Raw genomic sequence first — 18050 nt, forward strand, 5'->3', positions numbered from 1 at the left:
GGCGACCGAATCGTTGCCTTGACACATTCCCCGGCAGTGCCTAGACAGCCAACCGGCGGGACTGGTCTGAGACGAACACCCCGTGCGGATCCACCTTCGCACGCACTTCCCGGAAGTCGCCGAGGCGCGGGTACATCGCCGGCAGGTGCGCGGCGGCCATGCGCGCGTCCTTGGCCAGGTACACCCGGCCGCCTTCCGACAGTACCTGCTCGTCGAGCCAGTCGAGCAGCCGGTCAAGACCGGGCGTGCCGGTCGGGAAGTCCAACGCCAGCGTCCAGCCCTGCGCCGGGAACGAGAGGTAGCCGGGCGAGCCCGGGCCGAACCGCTTGAGCACCGAGACGAACGAGGGCGCCTGCACCCGGCTGATGCGCTCGACCATCCGGCGGAACGTCACGTCCGCGGTGAACGGCACGACGAACTGGTACTGGACGAACCCGGCCCTGCCGTAGACGCGGTTCCAGTCGCGGATGCCGTCGAGGGGGTGGAAGAACCCGCCGATGCTGGCCAGGTGGTGGTGCGTGGCCGGGGTCTTGCGGTACCAGACCTCGTTGGCGATCGCGATCGTGCGCCGGTTGAGCAGACCGGAGGGGAACAGGTCGGGCGCGGAGGTGATCGGCTTGGCGGAGAAGGCCAGCGGCTCGGCCCGGTGCTTGGCCGGCAACTGGTCGAGGGTGGCGAAGTTGCCGCAGTCCAGCAGCGCGCGGCCCAGCTTCGGGCCCTTGGCCAGGCAGTCCATCCAGGCGACGGTGTAGCGGTAGTCGGCGTCGGTGCCGGCCAGCTTCTCCATGAGCGCGTCGAGGTTCGGCAGCTTGAAGGTGTCGACCGCCAGCCGGGAGGTCTCGATGGGGACCATGCGGATCGTGGCGGACACCACGACGCCGGTCAGGCCCATGCCGCCCGCGGTGGCCCAGAACAGCTCGGGGTCGGACTCGGGCGTGATCGTGCGCACGGTGCCGTCGGCGAGCAGCAGGTCCATCGAGGTGACGTGCCGGGTGAACGAACTGTCGGCGTGATGGTTCTTGCCGTGGATGTCGCTGCCGATCGCCCCGCCGACCGTCACATACCGGGTCCCGGGCGTGACAGGCACGAAGTAGCCGAAAGGCACCAGCGCGCGCATGAGGGCGTGCAGCGACACGCCGCCCTCCGCCGTGACAAGCCCGGTTTCCAGATCCACGGAAAGGATCCGGTTGAGGCCGGTGAGGTCGAGCACTCGGCCGCCCGCGTTCTGGGCGGGATCGCCGTACGAGCGGCCGAGGCCGCGGGCGATCAGGCCGCGCGGACCGGCCGTGGCGACGGCTTCCGCGGCCTCGGCGCGGGTGCGCGGCCGCAGGACCTGCGCGACCGTGGGCGAGGTGCGGCCCCAGCCGCTCAACAGCCGCGGGCCCTGCCCGGAATCGTCGTCCTCGGCGGCCCGGCCGGGCTGGGCGGGCGGCGCGTACTGGTCAGTTGGCATAGAACACTCCCAACGCGAAGCAGGCGAGCCAGGTCGCCGCGATGGCCATGATGACCCGGTCGCCGAGCAGCACGTCCTCAGGCTCTCCGGCGTTGCCCGCGTCGACGAACATGGCGTACCGCAGGAAGATGAACGACCACGGCACGATCGAGATCTCGTGCCAGTTCACCCCGGATTCGTGTGCCCCGAGGTTCACCGCCCACAGCGCGTAGGTGAGGATCGTCAGGCCCGCGGCCATCTGCCAGACGAAACGCAGGTAGGACTCCGAGTACGCGGCCAAGGACTTGCGGGTGGTGGCGGCGGCCTCGCCCATGAGCACCATCTCGGAGTGCCGCTTGCCGGCCACCATGAACAGCGAGCCGAACGCGGTGGTCAGCAGGAACCACTGAGACAGCGGGATGCCCGCGGCGACGCCGCCGACCATCGCGCGCAACAGGAAGCCGCCGGCGACCAGCGCGAGGTCGAGCACCAGGATGTGCTTGAACCAGGCGCTGTAGGACAGGTGCATGGCCAGGTACACGGCGACCACCGCGGCCGTAGCCGGGTTCGCGGTCAGCCCCACGCCGAGCGCGGCGACGGAGAGCACCACGACGGCGGTCCAGGCGATCGGGATCGGGATCAGACCGGCGGCGATGGGCCGGTGCCGCTTCCTCGGGTGCATCCGGTCGGCCTCGACGTCGAGGGCGTCGTTGGCGTAGTACACGGCCGCGGCGGCGAGGCAGAACGCGGCGAAGGAGATCGCGCTGGCGCCGAGCACCCTGGACTCGTTGATGCGCCCGGCGGCCAGCGGGGCGGTCAGCACCAGCAGGTTCTTGACCCATTGCTTCGGCCTGGCCTCTCGCACCAGGGCGCGCACGAGCCCGAGACCGTGCGCCGGCTCGAGGATCGCCCCGGACGGCGCCGCGGCAGCCGCCGTGGTCACCGGCGCGGCGTCGGACGGCGAGAGACCGTCCGCGTCCCGTACCGCTTCGGCGAGGACCGTTTCGGCGGCCTCACCGACACGGTCGCTCACCGGTTGGCTGCGCTCGCGCGCGGGGATCGTCGCCACGTCATCCTCCCAAGGCTGCTCGCTCCGAGCGGCGGCGGACGTTCCGCCGGCGCACCCGGGCGAATGCAGCAGTCGTACACGTCGGGGTCCGGCACCGCGCCCCGGCCGCTGCGGTCCACGGGCAACGCTCCCGCCTGGACTGACGGCTAACGGAGGCTATCAGGCGCACGGCCGTGCGACCCACTCACCCGCCCGGCCCGGCGACGCCGCCGCGTCGGAGTTTTCGCACGTCGCCGACAGTGGGCCGGGGCGCGCGCGCCATTGTCACGATCCTGTCCCAGAGCGCTGTGACCTGCTCGGTGAGCTGCCTCGGCGTGCCGTCGTTCGCGATCACCACGTCCGCGACCGCGAGACGCTGCTCGCGGGGAGCCTGCGCGGCGATACGAGCGGCGGCCTGCGCCTGCGTCATACCGCGGTCTTCGACCAGCCGCGAGATGCGTACCGCGTCCGCGGCGTCCACCACGACAACGAGTTCGAACAGGCCGGCCAGTCCCGATTCGACCAACAGTGGGATGTCCTGGACGACGACGGTTCCGTCGGGCGCTGCGACGGTGCGTTCCGTCATCCACGCTCGTACGCGGGGATGGACGATGCTGTTGAGTACCGCCCGCCGGCTGTCGTCCGCGAACACGACGGAGGCGAGCGCCTCGCGGTCTAGTGCGCCATCCGGACCGAGTACCGCATCGCCGAAGGCGTCGCGCACGGCGGCCAGGCCTTCGGTGCCGGGCTCGACCACCTCGCGGGCGGCGACGTCCGCATCGAGGATCAGCGCGCCGCGCTCGGCGAGCAGCCGCGCGACCGTGGACTTGCCTGCTCCGATGCCGCCGGTCAGTCCGACCAGGACGGTACGTCCCTCGCTCATGCGGCCCTTTCTCGTCGAACACGGCGGGCGCCGGGGCGCGGTCGCGCGCCACCCTCCCGTGAAACGCCGACGGGCGCCTGAACGAACCGGGGTGGTTCGTTCAGGCGCCCGAGCGGTGCTCAGCTCAGCCGTTGCCTACCGCTGCTTCAGCTCTGGCCGCCGGCCAGCTTCTCGCGCAGCGCGGCCAGGGCCTCGTCGGAGGCCAGCGCGCCGGTGCTCTCGGCCGGGGCCGAGGAGGAGTAGCTGGACGGGGCGGCCTCGCCCGGAGCGGCCGCGCCGCCGGTCGCGGCGGCCTCGGCGTCGGCCTTGCGGGCCTCGGAGATCTGCTTCTGGTGCTGCTCGAAGCGGGCCTGCGCCTCGGCGTACTGGCGCTCCCACTCCTCGCGCTGGGTGTCGTAACCCTCCAGCCACTCGCCGGTCTCCGGGTCGAAGCCCTCGGGGTAGAGGTAGTTGCCCTCGGCGTCGTACGAGGCGGTCATGCCGTAGAGCGTCGGGTCGAACTGGTCCACGGTCGCGTCGCCGGTCAGGCCCTCGTTGGCCTGCTTGAGCGAGAGGGAGATGCGGCGGCGGTCCAGGTCGATGTCGATGACCTTGACGAAGATCTCGTCGCCGACCTGCACGACCTGCTCGGGGATCTCCACGTGGCGCTCGGCCAGCTCGGAGATGTGCACCAGGCCCTCGATGCCCTCGTCCACCCGGACGAACGCGCCGAACGGCACCAGCTTGGTGACCTTGCCGGGCACGACCTGGCCGATCTGGTGGGTGCGGGCGAACTGCTGCCACGGGTCTTCCTGCGTGGCCTTGAGCGAGAGCGAGACCCGCTCGCGGTCCATGTCCACGTCCAGGACCTCGACCGTGACCTCCTGGCCGACCTCGACCACCTCGGAGGGGTGGTCGATGTGCTTCCAGGACAGCTCGGAGACGTGCACCAGGCCGTCCACGCCGCCGAGGTCCACGAAGGCGCCGAAGTTGACGATCGAGGAGACCACGCCGTTGCGCACCTGGCCCTTGAGCAGGGTGGTGAGGAAGGTCTGACGCACCTCGGACTGGGTCTGCTCCAGCCAGGCGCGCCGGGAGAGGACCACGTTGTTGCGGTTCTTGTCCAGCTCGATGATCTTGGCTTCGAGTTCCTTGCCGACGTACGGCTGCAGGTCGCGCACCCGGCGCATCTCCACCAGCGAGGCCGGCAGGAAGCCGCGCAGGCCGATGTCGATGATCAGGCCGCCCTTGACCACCTCGATGACGGTGCCGGTGACGATCCCGTCCTCTTCCTTGATCTTCTCGATCGTGCCCCAGGCCCGCTCGTACTGCGCGCGCTTCTTGGACAGGATCAGCCGGCCCTCCTTGTCCTCCTTCTGGAGGACCAGGGCCTCGACGTGGTCGCCCACGGAGACGACCTCGTGCGGGTCCACGTCGTGCTTGATCGACAGCTCCCGGGACGGGATGACGCCCTCGGTCTTGTAGCCGATGTCGAGCAGGACCTCGTCCCGATCGACCTTCACGATGGTGCCGTCGACGATGTCGCCGTCGTTGAAGTACTTGATGGTCTCGTCGATCGCGGCGAGGAAGGCCTCCTCCGAACCGATGTCGTTGATAGCGACCTGCGGGGTTCGGACGGTCTCGGTGCTGCTCGTCATGGGGGAAAGGGCTCCGGGTACGGATATGTGGTCGGATGACACACGCGGCGGAGCCTGACTCGGGAACTGAGCGGTTCGAAAGTCGGTGCGGCCCCCTCGGTCCGAAGCCACACGGGTCCGCAGCGCAACAGCCAGGATACGGTCCGCACGCTTCCATGGTCAATCGAGCTTGGTGCGATCGCACCGAACCGTTGCACAGCCGTTGGACACTGCGGGGTGCTGCGAAGCCTTCCGCAAGATAGCGTGTCGGGGCTTCGTTTCGGAAGTACGCACGCTCGCGGCGGTTTAGTGCGCGGTCACGGGCGGTGTGAACGGCAAGAGTCAGGCGGCGGGAGGTAGGCGGCGTGGGCGAGACGGTCGAGAGCGAGGACACGGATCGGCGTGATCTGGTGACGCGACGTCAGGCGGGTCGCGCGGAGACCGTTCGGGCTAACCGGAACTGGTGGGACGGTGCCGCGGACTGGTATCAGGCGGAGCACGGCGAGTTCCTCGGAGACGACCGCTTCTTGTGGAGCCCGGAAGGGCTGTACGAGGACGAGGCGCATTTGCTCGGTCCGGTGGCCGGCCGGCGCGTACTGGAGGTCGGCTGCGGCGCGGCGCAGTGTTCGCGCTGGCTGGCGAAGCAGGGTGCGGATGTCGTGGGCTTCGACCTGTCGTGGCGGCAACTGGAGCACGCGCGCCGCATCGACGACGCGGCGGGCGGACCCGCGCTGCGCCTCGTGCAGGCCGATGCGACCGTCATGCCGTTCGCGGACGGTTCGTTCGACATCGCCTGCTCGGCCTTCGGGGCGGTGCCATTCGTGGCCGATTCGGCGGCGGTCATGCGTGAGGTCGCACGGGTGTTGCGGCCGGGCGGCCGCTGGGTGTTCGCGGTACCGCACCCCTTCCGTTGGTGTCTGCCGGATGACGGCGGCGAGGGCGGGTTGCGTGTGCGCGATTCGTACTTCGATCGGCGCCCTTACGTCGAGCAGGACGAACAGGGCGTCGCAACGTACGTCGAGCATCACCGGACGCTCGGAGATCGAGTGCGTGAACTGACCGGTGCTGGGCTGGTGTTGCTGGATCTGGTCGAGCCCGAGTATCCGCCGAACATGGACGAGCGCTGGGGTGGCGGCTGGTCGAAGCTTCGCGGGCGGCTGGTTCCGGGGACGGCGATCTTCGCGGCCGAGAAGCGTTAGCGGCCAGCCAGAGTAAGGCGCAGCGCCCGCTCTCTTCCCTCCGCTGGAACCAGGCGGGCCACACGGCTACTGTGCGGCTACGGTCCCGGCCCTGGCACGTTTGGAGCGGGTCGGCCGGAACCGCCCGCGACCGCCTTCCGGAAGGGGCGCATCATGGCCCGTCGCCATCTCGCCGACAGCGTCCTGGTGGCCGTGGGAACGTTGACCGGCAGCGTGTTGTCCTACGGCTTCAGCTTCGCGCTCGCGCACCGGCTCGACCAGACCGGCTACGGGCAGATCGGCTCGCTGCTGATGATCTTCCTGGTCGCGTCGATCCCGGCGACGGCGATCCAGGCGGTGACCGCCCGGCGGATCGCCGCGGCGCAGCCGCTCGACCAGGCCGGGCTGCGCGCGCTGACCGGGCCGCTGGTGCGCTGGTCACTCCTGGTCGCGGTCGCCACGACGGCGCTGCTCGGCGCGCTGGCCCCGGCGCTGTCGGCGCTGCTGCCCGCGGTGTCGGCCGGGCAGATCGCGTGGACCGCGCTGGCGTTGGTCCCGAACGCGCTGATCTTCTGCTACCTCGGCGTGGCGCAGGGAAGCTCGCGGTTCGCCGCGTTCTCGATCCTCTTCGTGGGCTTCAACGGAGCGAAGCTGGTGGCCGGCGCCGCGGCGGGCGCCGCCGGGGCACGCCCCGGCCTGATCATGGGTGCGGTGGCAGGGTCTTGGTTCGTGACCGCGGCAGTGGCGCATTACGCACTGCGGGATGCAGTCGGCAAGCCACACCTGGTGCGCGGGATCGGATATGTCCGTGAGCTCGGTACCGCGTCATGGAGCCTGGGCGCGGTCCTCGTCCTTTCTCTGCTGGACGGGCTCATCGCCGCGCACTACTTCAGCGGGGAAGTACTCGGCCGCTACCAGGCCGGCGCGCTGTTCACACGCGCCGGCTATTTCGGGCCGCAGTTCGTCGGCGTGCTGGCCTACCCGAGACTGGCGGTGCCGCACACCCGTCGCAGGGCACTGACCACTGCTGTCGTGCTGTCGCTCGGCATCGGCTGCGCCGTCGTCGCCGCGACCGTGTCGGCGGCCGGGCCGATGATCCGGGTGGCGTTCGGCGCCAAGTACCTCAGCGGCGCCGGCGGCGGATTCGACCTGGCCGCGGCGGCGTGGCTGTTCGCGCTGGCCGGGGCGACCCAGGCGCTGGTACAGCTCGCGCTGCTGGACGCGGTCGCGCGGCGTTCGCACGTGATCGGCTGGCTCGTGTGCGGTGGCATTCTGACCGAGAGCGCGCTGATCTTGACCGTCGCGCACCACTCGGCGACGCAACTGATCGCGACGGCGGCCTGCTGCGGATCGGTGACGGCCGCGGTGAGCCTCACGGTGTCGTTCTCAGCCCGGCGCCACGCGGCTTCGCAGCATCCGCCGCGGCTGGACGCGGAGTACGCGCCCGCGGCGACGTGACCGCGGGTTCTCGCCGAGCCGCGCGGCCGCTCCTACAGGTTCCGCGCGGAGTATGTGGATCGCCCACATGCGCGTGACCTCGGCGTGACCCTACGGTCTCCTTCATGACGACGGTAGATCTGGCGCCCGAGGTTCACGGTGTGGACCTGACGGGGCGCACTGCGCTGGTCACGGGTGCCGCGAGCGGAATCGGGCGGGCATGCGCGCTGGCGCTGGCCGCGGCCGGGGCGCGGGTGCGCGCGGTGGACCTGGACGAGGCGGGAGCGGCCGAGGTGGCCGCGGCGGTCGGCGGCGAGGGCCGGGCGGTGGACCTGGCCGCGGCCGACGATCTCGGCGCGCTGGCCCGGGATGCCGACATCATCGTCAACAACGCGGGTTTCCAGGTGGTGCGGCCGGTGGAGGAGTTTCCCCCGGAGGTCTTCCGGCGGATGCTGGCCGTGATGGTGGAGGCGCCGTTCCGGCTGGTGCGCGCCGCGCTGCCCGGCATGTATCTGCGCGGCTGGGGCCGGGTGGTGAACATCTCCTCGGTGCACGGTCTGCGCGCCTCGGCCTTCAAGGCCGGTTATGTGAGCGCCAAGCACGCCCTGGAGGGCTTCTCGAAGGTGGTGGCGGTCGAGGGCGGACCGCGCGGCGTGACCTCCAACTGCGTCAATCCCGGTTACGTGCGCACGGCACTGGTGGAGCGGCAGATCGCCGAGCAGGCCGCGGCGCACGCCATCGCGCGGGAACAGGTGGTCGAGCAGGTGTTGCTGGCCAGGTCGGCGACGAAACGGCTGATCGAGCCGGCGGAGGTGGCCGCCCTGGTCGTTTACCTGTGCTCGCCGCAAGCCTCGTTCATCAACGGCGCGTCACTGGCGATCGACGGGGCCTGGACTGCGCAGTAGCGTGCGCCCGGAACCAGCGCCGCGGAATGGACCACACGGAATGGACCACGCTGCGGCATCGACAACACGCGGCATGGACGACACGTATGAGACCACCGCGGTACGAACAGCGTCGGAGACGGACACGGTGAGCACGGTGCCGAACATGAACGCCGCATCCGGGATGGTCGCCGAGCTTCCTTTCCTCAGCCTTCTGGTTCAGGACGCCTCCGCCGTCGAGTACGACGGACCGCTCGCGCAGGCGCACGCCGAGGGCGCGGGGCCTGAGGTGATCGCGCAGTTGGAGCGCGCAAGGACACTCGCGCTGCGCGTACGTGCGACGCTGCGTGAACAGCGGCGGCGGGAGACCGAACTGGCGGCGCTGTTCGAAACCGCCAGCGACCTCGCGGGGTTACGCGACCTCGACTCGGTACTGCGCGCGATCGTCGTCAGGGCACGCAAACTACTCGGTACGGACGTCGCGTACCTGACGTTGAACGATCCCTCGGCCGACGACACCTACATGCGCGTCACCGACGGCTCCGTCTCGGCGAAGTTCCAGCAGGTGCGGCTCGGCATGGGTGAGGGGCTGGGCGGACTCGTCGCACAGACCGCCTCGCCTTACGTCACCGCTGACTACCTCAACGACGCCCAGTTCCACCACACGCGCACCATCGACGCGGCCGTGCACGAGGAAGGTCTGGTCGCCATCCTCGGCGTGCCGCTCCTGGCGAACGGACAGGTGATCGGCGTGTTGTTCGCGTCCGACCGCAGGGTGCGGCCCTTCAGCCGGGACGAGATCGCGCTGCTCAGCTCGCTGGCGACACATGCGGCGATCGCGATCGAGTCGGCGAACCAGTTGGCGGAGACCAAGGCGGCGCTCGCGGAGTTGGCCGCGGCGAGCCGCACGATCCAGGCGCACAGCGCGTCGGTGGAGCGGGCCGCGGAGGCGCACGAGGCGCTGACCGGGCTGCTGCTGCGCGGCGCCGGTCTCGGCGAGCTGGCCGGCTCGGTGGCCGAGTTGCTCGGCGGTTCGGTGGTCATCGTGGACGACACCGGACGCTGCCTGTGCGGCCTGCTGGAACCGGACGAGCGGAACGCGGTCGAGGCGGCCGCGGCGCAGTCGGCCAAGACCGGGCGCGCTCTGCCGGCCGGACGGCTGTGGATCGCGGCGGTGACGGCCGGGCAGGAGCGGCTCGGCGCGCTGGTGCTGCGGGGGCGGCCGGAGCTGGATCTGGAGGGCGCGGACCAGCGGATCCTGGAACGCGCGGCGACGATGACGGCGCTGCGGCTGCTGATCGAGCGCTCGGTGCAGGAGGCCGAGCACCGGGTGCGCGGCGAACTGGTCGCGGACCTGTTGGCCGCGGCGGACCGGGGCGAACCTGGGCTGGAGTCGCTGCGGGAGCGGGCTCGCCGGCTCGGCGCGGACCTGGACGCGCCGTACGTGGCCGTGGTCGCGCAGGCCCAGGACGCCGACCGGCGGCGGCTCGGTTCGGCGGCCGCCCACCTGGCGGCGACCGGCCGGGGACTTGCCGGGGAACGCGGCGGATCGACGGTGCTGCTGCTGCCGGGTTCGGATCCGAGCGCCGTCGCGCGCGACGTGGTCCACCATCTGCACGGCGCGATCCAACGGCCGGTGACGGCCGGCGCGTCGGGCCCGGTGCGCGGACCGGCCGCGTTCGCCGCCGCGCACGCCGAGGCGGCCCGGTGCCTGGCGGCGCTTCAGTCGCTCGGACGGATCGGTGACGCGGCCTCCACGCGGGATCTGGGCTTCGTCGGGCTGCTGCTCGGCGGCGCGCAGCCGCGCAGGCCGGAGGTGCCGGCGTTCGTGCGGGCGACGCTCGGGCCGGTGCTCGACTACGACGCCCGGCGCTCGACGGATCTGGTGCACACGCTCGGCGCGTACTTCGGTTCCGGCGGGAATCTGATGCGCACCAAGGACGTACTGCACGTGCACGTCAATACCGTGACGCAGCGCCTGGACCGGATCGCGCAGCTGCTCGGCCCGGACTGGAACTGCCCCGAGCGCGCCTTGGAGTTGCAGTTGGCGCTGCGGCTGCACCACCTGCTGTGACAGGCAGAGCTCTGTCATCGCACAAGGCGCGCTCGGGGCGTCGTCGGATACTGCTACGGACAGTGCGAGTCCGCGATCACGTAGTAACCCGGCCCGGTTTCCTCCAGCGCGTGCACGGTGAAGACGTTCCACAGGCCCATGTTCTGATTTGAGCCGTCAGCGTACGTATAGCCGCCGGACTGGTATGCGTGTCCGTCCACGGTCTGCTGGTAGTTGCTCTCCGTGAAGCACTGCGGCGCGAACGTCGGGGACGGCGAGGACGACGGTGACGCACTCGGGCTCGCGCTCGGTGTCGCGGTGCCCGTCGCCGTCGCCGTGGCCGTCGCGCTCGGAGACGAGCCGGAACCGCTCAGGCCCCAGAAGACGGCGGTGTAGTAGGTCGAGCAGATGTAGTTGAGGAAGTACGCGCCGGTCGCGCCGCACTGATTCGTCCCCGAGCCGGGGTTCACGGCCAAGCCGTGACCCATTCCGGAGATCGCGTACACCTCGACGGCGGGTTCACCGGTCGCGTCGTCGTAAATGCTCTCACTCGTGCCGCCGGGCAGCGACGCGGTTGACGAGGCGGTCTGGCTGATGCCCCACACGCCGGTCCACTGGTCCATCAGCTCGGTCGAGTTGGCCGTGTTGACCGTGTAGTCGGCGGTGCCCTGCCAGATCGCTACCCTCGGCCAGGGACCGCTGTATCCGGGGTCTGAGCCGGTGGCGAGTGCGGCCCACTGCGAGACGCTCTTGCTCACCGGGCCGTCCATGCAGGGGTACGCGGTGCTCTGGCCGCCGGCGGCGCACTGCGCGGGAATGCCGGAGTCGACCGAGCCCGCGGCGAAGACGTCCGGGTAGTCGGCCAGCAGGTCCGCGGTCATCGCGCCGCCCGCGGACAGTCCGGTGACGTAGATCCGTGAGGCGTCGATCGAGTAATGCGCCTGCATGTACTGGACCATCTGCATGATCGACTCGGCCTCGCCGTGGCCCCGGGTGTCCTCCGAGGAGGTGTACCAGTCGAAGCATTCGGTGGCGTCGTTCGTCGAGGGCTGCTGCGGGAAGACCAGGTCGAAGCCCCACAGGTCGGCGTACTTGGGCCAGCCCGAGTCGTCGTAGTAGTCGGAGGCCTGCTGGGTGCAGCCGTGCAGGGCGACCACCAGCGGGGCGCCCGGCCGGGTGGAGGAGGGTACGTACTCGTACATCTGTAGCGCGCCCGGGTTCGAGCCGAAGTTCGAGACCTGGGTCAGCGCGGCGGCGGCCAGGGCGCGCCGGCCCGAGCCGGTGGCGACGAGGAACGCGGTGAGGACGGCGAGCACGACGGCCAGCGCGCAGGAGGCGCGGGTCGGCCGGCGGCGCGCAAACGACAGCGGTTGCACGGAATGCCTTTCGCCGGGGGACGGGACACGGCGCCGGAGGCGACTTGCCCGGGGTGTTCGTCCCGGCGCCGTCTGCCGTGAAGGTAGGGCCGATTCCGTGCGGCCATCATGTGGCGCGGCTCTACTTCAGGCCGTGCCGACGTGTTGTTCGCGTGCGGTCTGCTCGACCAGTTCGGCGGCGACGCGATCGGCGCCGGCGCCCGGGCCGACGATCGTGTAATGGTTCGTGTCCGGGATCAGCGTCACGGTGACCCGGGAGCGGTCGAGACCCGCGGCCGTCAGCGTATCGGCGTCGTAAAGGCCCTGCGGCTGGTTGAGGATGCCGCGTTCCGCGTAGAGCAGCGCGACCGGGCAGTTCAGGGTGTTGATTGCGCCGCGGACGAATTCGTCAACGATCAGCTGGCGCCCGTCCGCGCGTATCGCCTCCGCGACGCACGAGGAGACCACCTTGCCGTCCGGGCGCCTGAGTGTGTCGCGACCCAGATACGCGGTCAGTTGCGCACTCCAGTTGCCGACGAACGCGGGGTGCTCGCGGTGGAAGTCCAAATAGGCTTCACCGTCGGCGAAGGTCATGCGCAGCTTGCGGATGGCGGGGCCGACGGTGTTTTCGAGCACCTCGTCCGGGTCGGTCTGCGGCGCCGGCGCCAACCGGACGCCGCCGTCCACGGCGAGGAGTGAGCGGACCCGGTCCGGATGCCGCGCGGCCAGCGCGCAGACGACGAACGCGCCGAGGGAGTGCCCGGCGAGTACGGCGCGCTCCAGTCCGGCGTGGTCGAGGAGGGCGAGGGTGTCTTGCACGTCCACGTCGATGCCGAACGGCGCGGCCAGATCGCGCGAGTGGGCGCGGCCGCGCAGGTCGAGAGCCAGCAGGTTGACGCGCCCGTCGACGGCCTCTGCGACCGCGGCCCAGGCGAGCGCGTTGGCGGTGATGCCGTGGACCAGGACGGCGGTCGGCGCGCCGGGATCGGCGGCGGGCCAGCGCAGGACGGCCAGTTCACCGCCGCGCACCGGTACCCGGATCTCCTCGAACGCGCGGAAGTCAGCCATGCGGTGTCACCCCTTCTTCGGCGGCGCCTGTCGAGGACGCCGCGTTGTGCCCCGGAAGGACGTTCGGCCCGGCTTGCGGGGCGGATCGGCGGATCGGCGACCTTGGCTGCGTCGCCGAAGCGTCCGCAGACAACCCGCTGTGTCGGCTCCCGGCGCGCTGCGCCCGTCTTCCGTTTCTTGTCCGCACCCCATGCCCTACCCGCGTCTTCGATGCGCGTAAGCGCGCGGGCAGCGTGGCCAGTCCGCCCGGAAGGAAGAAGACCACGGCCACGAAGCAGACGCCCAGCAGGAAGAGCGGCTGCTGCAGCGGTCCGCGCAACGCGCCGGGGAGCGCGGCGACCGAGGCGGAACCGGACAGCCGGGTGAGCGACTGGTCGGCGTAGGCGTAGAGCACCGCGCCGGCGACCACGCCCCAGCGCCGCCCCGCGCCGCCGAGCACCACCATGACCAGCAGCCCGAGGGTGAAGTCCGAGCCGGCCACCACGGGCGTGGCCCCGCCGAGCAGCAGCAGGTAGACCACTCCCCCGCCGGTCGCCAGCAGCCCGGCGACGACGAAGGCGAGCAGCTTGAACAGGTACGGGTTCAGGCCCAGCACCTCGACGCGCCGCTCGTTCTCCTTGACCGCGCGCATCACCCGGCCCGGGACCGAGGTGGTCAGCCACCAGAGGACCGCCGCGCACACCGCGAGGTAGCCCAGGGCGAGCCAGTAGAGGTTCGCGGTGTTGCGCACTCCGGACAGAGCGGCCGGGACCGCGCCCGCGTTGAGGGTCTGGCCCTGCTCGCCGCCGGTCAGCGCCGGCGAACCGGAGACCACCAGCAGCGAGACCGCCTGCCCGAACGCGAGGGTGACCATCGCGAAGCCGATGCCGTCCACGCGCAGCGCCACCGACCCGAGCACGAGCGCGGCGGCCAGGCCGACGCCGAGCCCGGCCAGCGCGGCGGGCACGAGGCCGTACCCGGCGTGGTTGACCAGGATCGTGGTGACGTACATGCCGCCCGTGACGAACAGCCCGTGCCCGAAGGACATGATTCCGGTGTGCCCGAACAGCAGGTCGTAGCTGAGCGCGAGACCCGCGAAGAGCAAGCACACGGCGAGAAGTTGCAGCACGCCGGGCGAGTCGAGCGGTCCGTCGAACACGCCCGGGAGCCGCAGCGTCGAGTAGGGGACCGCGTACAGCGCCGCCGCCGCGAGCAGGACGGCCGCCGCGCGCCTGCCGGCCGGCCGCATCAGTGATCTGACGTGGTTCACGCGGGCCTGCCCTTGAGGTCGCGCCGGCGCAGCAGCAGCACCGCGGCCAGCAGGATGACGACCGACTCATCGCCGAGGTCGGCCGAGAGGTAGTTGGCGAACTGCTGCACGAGCCCGACCGCCGCGGCCGCGACGGCGGTACCGGTGAGCGAGCCCATCCGGCCGAGCACCACGACGACGAACGCGAAGATCAGCAGCGAGGTGCCGTCGCCGGGCGAGATCGAGCCCTGGTACAGCCCGTCCAGCAGCCCGGCCAGGCCGGCGGCCGCTCCGCCGAGGGCGAAGACCCCGGTGAACGCGCGGTGCACGTCGACGCCGAGGGCGGCGACCATCTCGCGGTTCTCCACACCCGCGCGCACGATCAGCCCGGCGCGGGTGCGCGTGAGGAGCAGTTGCAGCGCCCCGAGCAGCGCGAGGGCTGCCGCGATCAGCACGAAGCGGACCGTCGGGATGCGGGCGCCGAGCACGTCGAGCGTGCCGGCCAGCCAGGCCGGCAGCGTCCAGGTGCGCGGGTCCGCGCCCCAGACCGCCTGCAGCAGCGCCGGGATCGCCAGGCCGAGGCCGACGGTCGCCAGCACCTGGTCCAGCGGGCGCGCGTACAGGGGCCTGATGATCAGCAACTCGGTGAGCGCGGCCAGCGCGGCGCCGGCGGCCACCGCGACCGGCAGCGCGAGCGCCAGCCCGAGCGTGCCCGCCACATGGTCCGCCACGGTCCAGGCCGCGTAGCCGCCGACCGCCACGAAGGCGCCGTGCGCGAAGTTGAGCACGTCCATCAGGCCGAAGATGAGTGAGAGGCCGGAGGCGACCAGGAAGTAGAGCGCCGCCAGGCCGAGACCGGTCGCCGTCAGCAGGATCAGGGTGCTCATCGCGCGCTCCCGTTCACGTCGCGGGTCCGCGGCCCGGACACGCCGAGCAGTCGGTTGGTCAGATCCGGGTCGGCCAGCAGGGCGCGCGCGTCGCCGACGTGCACGACGCGCCCCATGTCCAAGACCACCGCGTCGCGAGCCATTCTGCGCACGACGGCCAGGTTCTGCTCGACCAGCAGGATCGGCACCTCTCGCGCGACGAGTTTGAGCGCGGCGGCGACCTGCCCGGCGTATTTCGGGGACAGCCCCTTGGTCGGCTCGTCGATCAGCAGCAGCCGGGACGGGCCGAGCAGCACCCGGCCGAGCGCGAGCATCTGCTGTTCGCCGCCGGAGAGCGTTCCGGCGCGCTGCCGGGCGCGCTCCCGCAGGACCGGGAAGAGTTCGTACACGAGGTCGTAGCGGTGCGGCCGGCGCGCGGTCTCGGCCAGCCGAAGGTTCTCCTCGACGGTCAGCGCGGCGAACACCGCGCGGTCCTCGGGCACGTAGCCGATGCCGAGCCGGGCGATCCGATGCGTCGCCAGGGTCTTGATGTCGCGCCCGGCGAACCGGATCGCGCCGCCGGCCGGGTGCAGCCCGAGCACGGATTTGACCGTCGTGGTCTTGCCCACGCCGTTGCGTCCGAGCAGCGCGGTCACGCCGGTGGCGGCCACGTCGAAGGTGACGCCGCGCAGGATCGCGCTGCCGCCGAGCGTCACCGTCAGATCGCTGACACGCAGGATCGGCTCGGCCGCCGGGACCTCGCGCATCGAAGCCTGGTGTGTCACAACGGCTCCCCGAGGTAGGCCTCGCGCACCGCGGGGTCGTCGACCACGGCCGCGGGCCGGTCGCAGGCCAGCAGCGCGCCGTGGTGCAGCACCGCGATCCGCTCGGCGAGGCCGAGCACGACCTCGATGTGGTGTTCGACCATCAGGATCGTGGCTCCGTCCCGGTGCACCTGCCGGATCAGCTCGCTCAGGTCCGGCACCTCCTCGACCGCCATGCCGGCCATCGGCTCGTCGAGCAGGATCACCGAGGGCCCGGCCGCGAGCAGGATCGCCAGTTCCAGCTTGCGTTTCTCGCCGTGGGACAGCGCGCCGGCCAGGGCGCGGGCGCGGTGGGCGAGCCGGGTGCGTTCGAGCGCGTCGGCCGCCCGGTCGCGCGCCGGGCCGCCGATCCGGCGCCACACCGCCAGGGCGCCGATCGGCCCGCTGACGGCCGCCTGGGCCGCGAGCTGAACGTTCTCGGCGACCGTCAGGCCCGGAAAGACGCTGGAGGTCTGGAACGTGCGGCCCAGGCCGTGGCGCACCCGACGGTGCGGCGCCAGGCGCGTGACGTCGCGCCCGCCGAGCAGGATCCGGCCCGAGTCCGGGCGGGTCAGACCGCTGATCAGGTTGAACAGCGAGGTCTTGCCCGCGCCGTTGGGCCCGATCACGGCCAGCAGTTCGCCCGGCGCGGCCGCGAACGCGACTCCGTCCACGATTGCGCGGCCGCCGATCCGCCAGGTCAGTTCCTCGACCGCGAGCGCGGGGGCCACGCCCCGCTCGGACGGCGCGCGGCCGGCGGCCTGCGCTTCGTCCTTCCCCTCGGCGGCCGGTGCGGCGGCCGCCGAGGGGAACTGTTCCGAATCAGCCAACGCGTTCACGCGTCAGGAACCCGAGGTGGGCCACGCGGGCGTGGCGGGCGCCGGCGGGGCGATCGCGCCCGGTTCCACCGCCTTGACCAGCTTGGCGGTCCAGGTCGTGCCGGAACCGCTCAGCGTGGCCTGGAACTCCGGTTGCAGCAGCGCGTGGTCCGCGGCGCGCACCGTGTACTGTCCCGCCACGCCCTGGAAGCTCCAGCCCTCCAGCGCCGCGATCTGCTTGGCGACGTTCGCCGGGTCGGTCTGGACGGCGTGCGCGAACATCTGCGCGGCGATGAAACCGTCCGGGGTGAACAGGTCCACCGTCCCGCCGGCCTTCTGCACGCTCGCCGTCATCGCGGCCTCGACCGGGTTGTTCCCGCCGGCGCCGGTGAAGTAGTGCGCCAAGAACTGGATCTTCGAGCCCGCGGGGCCGGTGGCAGGGTACGTCGCCGTGTTCGCCAGGCCGGTGACCACGTGTGTCGCCGAGAGCACGCCCTGCTGGTCGAGCGCGGTCCACAGCTGCGTGGCGTTGGTGCCCGCCCAGGCGACGAACAGCAGGTCCGGCCTGGCCGCGAGGATCTGCTGCGTGAACGGGGTGAAGTCGGTCGCGGTCGGCGGCACCAGGACGCTGGAGACGCTCGCGCCCTTCGCGCCGAGCACCGCCTTCACCCCGGCCGCGTTCGCGGTGCCGAACTCGCTGTTCTGCGCGAGCACCACGACTCGCTTGCCGGCCAGGTCGCCGACGAAGGTCCCGGCGGTGGCGATGTCCTGGTACGACTCGCGGCCGGAGCGGAAGGTGTAGCGGTTGAGCGCGTCGAGCTTGTCGGTCGCCGCGGGCCCGGCGATGAACAGCACCTTGTTCTGCGCGGCCACCGCGGCGACCTGGAGCGCGATCGCCGAGTCCACCGAGCCGCCGATCATGGTGACGCCCTGGCCGATCAGGTCTTTGGCCTCCGCGACCGCGGTGGTCGGGTTGTCCGCGTCGTCCTCGACCACCAGGTCGATCTTGTGCCCGGCGATCGCGCCGGTGCCGTGCGTGACATAGGCGAGTCCGGCGTTGAGTCCCGCCAGATACTCGGTGCCATAGGGCGCGTAGGGTCCGGACTTCGCGGTGATGATGCCGATCTTGAGCTCGGCTCCCGCGGTCGTGCCGCCGCCGCTGCCGTTACCGCTGCCGGAGGCTGCCGAGGTGGGCGAGGCACAGCCCGCGGCCGCGGCGGCCAGGGCGGCGCAGGCCAGACCCGCGCCGAGGCGGCGAGGGGAAAAAGAGCGCATCGTTGCTGCTCCTTCGAGAGGACGGACGGTCTGGGTGCGCTGTGAGCCGTGAGCCGTTTCAGTGCGCTGCGGGAACCCTAGGAACTGCGGCGATCGGCACCCATGG

15 protein-coding genes are annotated in these 18050 nt (G+C 71.5%); 4 read left to right on the forward strand and 11 right to left on the reverse strand.

The features are described from left to right. Positions 1–40: 40 nt before the first annotated feature. From dprE1 to rpsA, 4 genes are all read right to left on the reverse strand, one after another. On the reverse strand, positions 41–1453 hold the full coding sequence (gene dprE1 / locus KGA66_RS06375; protein ID WP_211465579.1) for a decaprenylphosphoryl-beta-D-ribose oxidase: 1413 nt from the start codon (positions 1451–1453) through the stop codon (positions 41–43). Continuing rightward, a complete protein-coding gene (locus tag KGA66_RS06380) occupies positions 1443–2501 on the reverse strand; it encodes a decaprenyl-phosphate phosphoribosyltransferase (RefSeq protein WP_312886779.1) in 1059 nt (352 codons plus the stop codon). Before KGA66_RS06380 ends, dprE1 begins: the two co-directional genes overlap by 11 nt. Positions 2502–2685: 184 nt before the next feature. Further along, positions 2686–3363, reverse strand: coding sequence for a dephospho-CoA kinase (coaE, locus tag KGA66_RS06385; RefSeq protein ID WP_211465581.1), 678 nt, complete (start codon positions 3361–3363; stop codon positions 2686–2688). 146 nt (positions 3364–3509) lie between these two features. Then, positions 3510–5000 carry a 30S ribosomal protein S1 gene (gene rpsA, locus KGA66_RS06390; RefSeq protein ID WP_211465583.1) on the reverse strand — a complete coding sequence of 497 codons (1491 nt, stop codon included), beginning with the start codon at positions 4998–5000 and terminating at the stop codon, positions 3510–3512. A 344-nt stretch (positions 5001–5344) separates the two neighbouring features. Between rpsA and KGA66_RS06395 the strand changes: the two genes are divergently transcribed. The 4 genes from KGA66_RS06395 (at position 5345) to KGA66_RS06410 (ending at position 10552) form a co-directional block, all read left to right on the forward strand. Further along, the gene (locus KGA66_RS06395; protein WP_211465585.1) at positions 5345–6178 is read left to right on the forward strand and encodes a class I SAM-dependent methyltransferase; all 834 of its coding nucleotides are present in this window, start codon (positions 5345–5347) and stop codon (positions 6176–6178) included. A gap of 153 nt (positions 6179–6331) precedes the next feature. Continuing rightward, a complete protein-coding gene (locus tag KGA66_RS06400; RefSeq protein ID WP_211465587.1) occupies positions 6332–7615 on the forward strand; it encodes a polysaccharide biosynthesis protein in 1284 nt (427 codons plus the stop codon). 104 nt (positions 7616–7719) lie between these two features. After that, a complete protein-coding gene (locus KGA66_RS06405) occupies positions 7720–8499 on the forward strand; it encodes an SDR family oxidoreductase (protein WP_211465589.1) in 780 nt (259 codons plus the stop codon). Between the two features lie 145 nt (positions 8500–8644). Continuing rightward, complete coding sequence (locus KGA66_RS06410) at positions 8645–10552, forward strand: helix-turn-helix domain-containing protein (protein ID WP_211465679.1); 1908 nt, start codon at positions 8645–8647, stop codon at positions 10550–10552. Between the two features lie 53 nt (positions 10553–10605). Here the strand turns inward: KGA66_RS06410 and KGA66_RS06415 are convergent, their stop codons facing one another. The 7 genes from KGA66_RS06415 to KGA66_RS06445 form a co-directional block, all read right to left on the reverse strand. Next, complete coding sequence (locus KGA66_RS06415) at positions 10606–11907, reverse strand: extracellular catalytic domain type 1 short-chain-length polyhydroxyalkanoate depolymerase (protein WP_312886780.1); 1302 nt, start codon at positions 11905–11907, stop codon at positions 10606–10608. Between the two features lie 126 nt (positions 11908–12033). Next, entirely contained in the window at positions 12034–12954 is a 921-nt protein-coding gene (locus tag KGA66_RS06420) for an alpha/beta hydrolase (protein ID WP_211465591.1), read from the reverse strand. After that, a complete protein-coding gene (locus tag KGA66_RS06425; RefSeq protein ID WP_211465593.1) occupies positions 12947–14203 on the reverse strand; it encodes a branched-chain amino acid ABC transporter permease in 1257 nt (418 codons plus the stop codon). Before KGA66_RS06425 ends, KGA66_RS06420 begins: the two co-directional genes overlap by 8 nt. Continuing rightward, positions 14200–15069, reverse strand: a complete 870-nt coding sequence (locus KGA66_RS06430; protein WP_211465595.1) for a branched-chain amino acid ABC transporter permease — start codon at positions 15067–15069, stop codon at positions 14200–14202. Before KGA66_RS06430 ends, KGA66_RS06425 begins: the two co-directional genes overlap by 4 nt. Next, positions 15066–15815, reverse strand: coding sequence for an ABC transporter ATP-binding protein (locus tag KGA66_RS06435; RefSeq protein ID WP_211465683.1), 750 nt, complete (start codon positions 15813–15815; stop codon positions 15066–15068). Before KGA66_RS06435 ends, KGA66_RS06430 begins: the two co-directional genes overlap by 4 nt. Before the next feature lie 14 nt (positions 15816–15829). Further along, on the reverse strand, positions 15830–16582 hold the full coding sequence (locus tag KGA66_RS06440) for an ABC transporter ATP-binding protein (RefSeq protein ID WP_211465685.1): 753 nt from the start codon (positions 16580–16582) through the stop codon (positions 15830–15832). 111 nt (positions 16583–16693) lie between these two features. Further along, positions 16694–17944, reverse strand: a complete 1251-nt coding sequence (locus KGA66_RS06445) for a substrate-binding domain-containing protein (RefSeq protein ID WP_211465597.1) — start codon at positions 17942–17944, stop codon at positions 16694–16696. Positions 17945–18050 lie beyond the last annotated feature (106 nt).

Source organism: Actinocrinis puniceicyclus, from assembly GCF_018283645.1.
Taxonomy (GTDB): Bacteria; Actinomycetota; Actinomycetes; order Streptomycetales; family Catenulisporaceae; genus Actinocrinis; species Actinocrinis puniceicyclus.

Coding starts and splice junctions, on each gene's coding strand:
- dprE1 (WP_211465579.1), bottom strand. CDS start 1,453: ATGCCAACTGACCAGTACGCGCCGCCCGCCCAGCCCGGCCGGGCCGCC.
- coaE (WP_211465581.1), bottom strand. CDS start 3,363: ATGAGCGAGGGACGTACCGTCCTGGTCGGACTGACCGGCGGCATCGGA.
- rpsA (WP_211465583.1), bottom strand. CDS start 5,000: ATGACGAGCAGCACCGAGACCGTCCGAACCCCGCAGGTCGCTATCAAC.
- KGA66_RS06400 (WP_211465587.1), top strand. CDS start 6,332: ATGGCCCGTCGCCATCTCGCCGACAGCGTCCTGGTGGCCGTGGGAACG.
- KGA66_RS06405 (WP_211465589.1), top strand. CDS start 7,720: ATGACGACGGTAGATCTGGCGCCCGAGGTTCACGGTGTGGACCTGACG.
- KGA66_RS06410 (WP_211465679.1), top strand. CDS start 8,645: ATGAACGCCGCATCCGGGATGGTCGCCGAGCTTCCTTTCCTCAGCCTT.
- KGA66_RS06420 (WP_211465591.1), bottom strand. CDS start 12,954: ATGGCTGACTTCCGCGCGTTCGAGGAGATCCGGGTACCGGTGCGCGGC.
- KGA66_RS06430 (WP_211465595.1), bottom strand. CDS start 15,069: ATGAGCACCCTGATCCTGCTGACGGCGACCGGTCTCGGCCTGGCGGCG.
- KGA66_RS06435 (WP_211465683.1), bottom strand. CDS start 15,815: ATGCGCGAGGTCCCGGCGGCCGAGCCGATCCTGCGTGTCAGCGATCTG.
- KGA66_RS06445 (WP_211465597.1), bottom strand. CDS start 17,944: ATGCGCTCTTTTTCCCCTCGCCGCCTCGGCGCGGGTCTGGCCTGCGCC.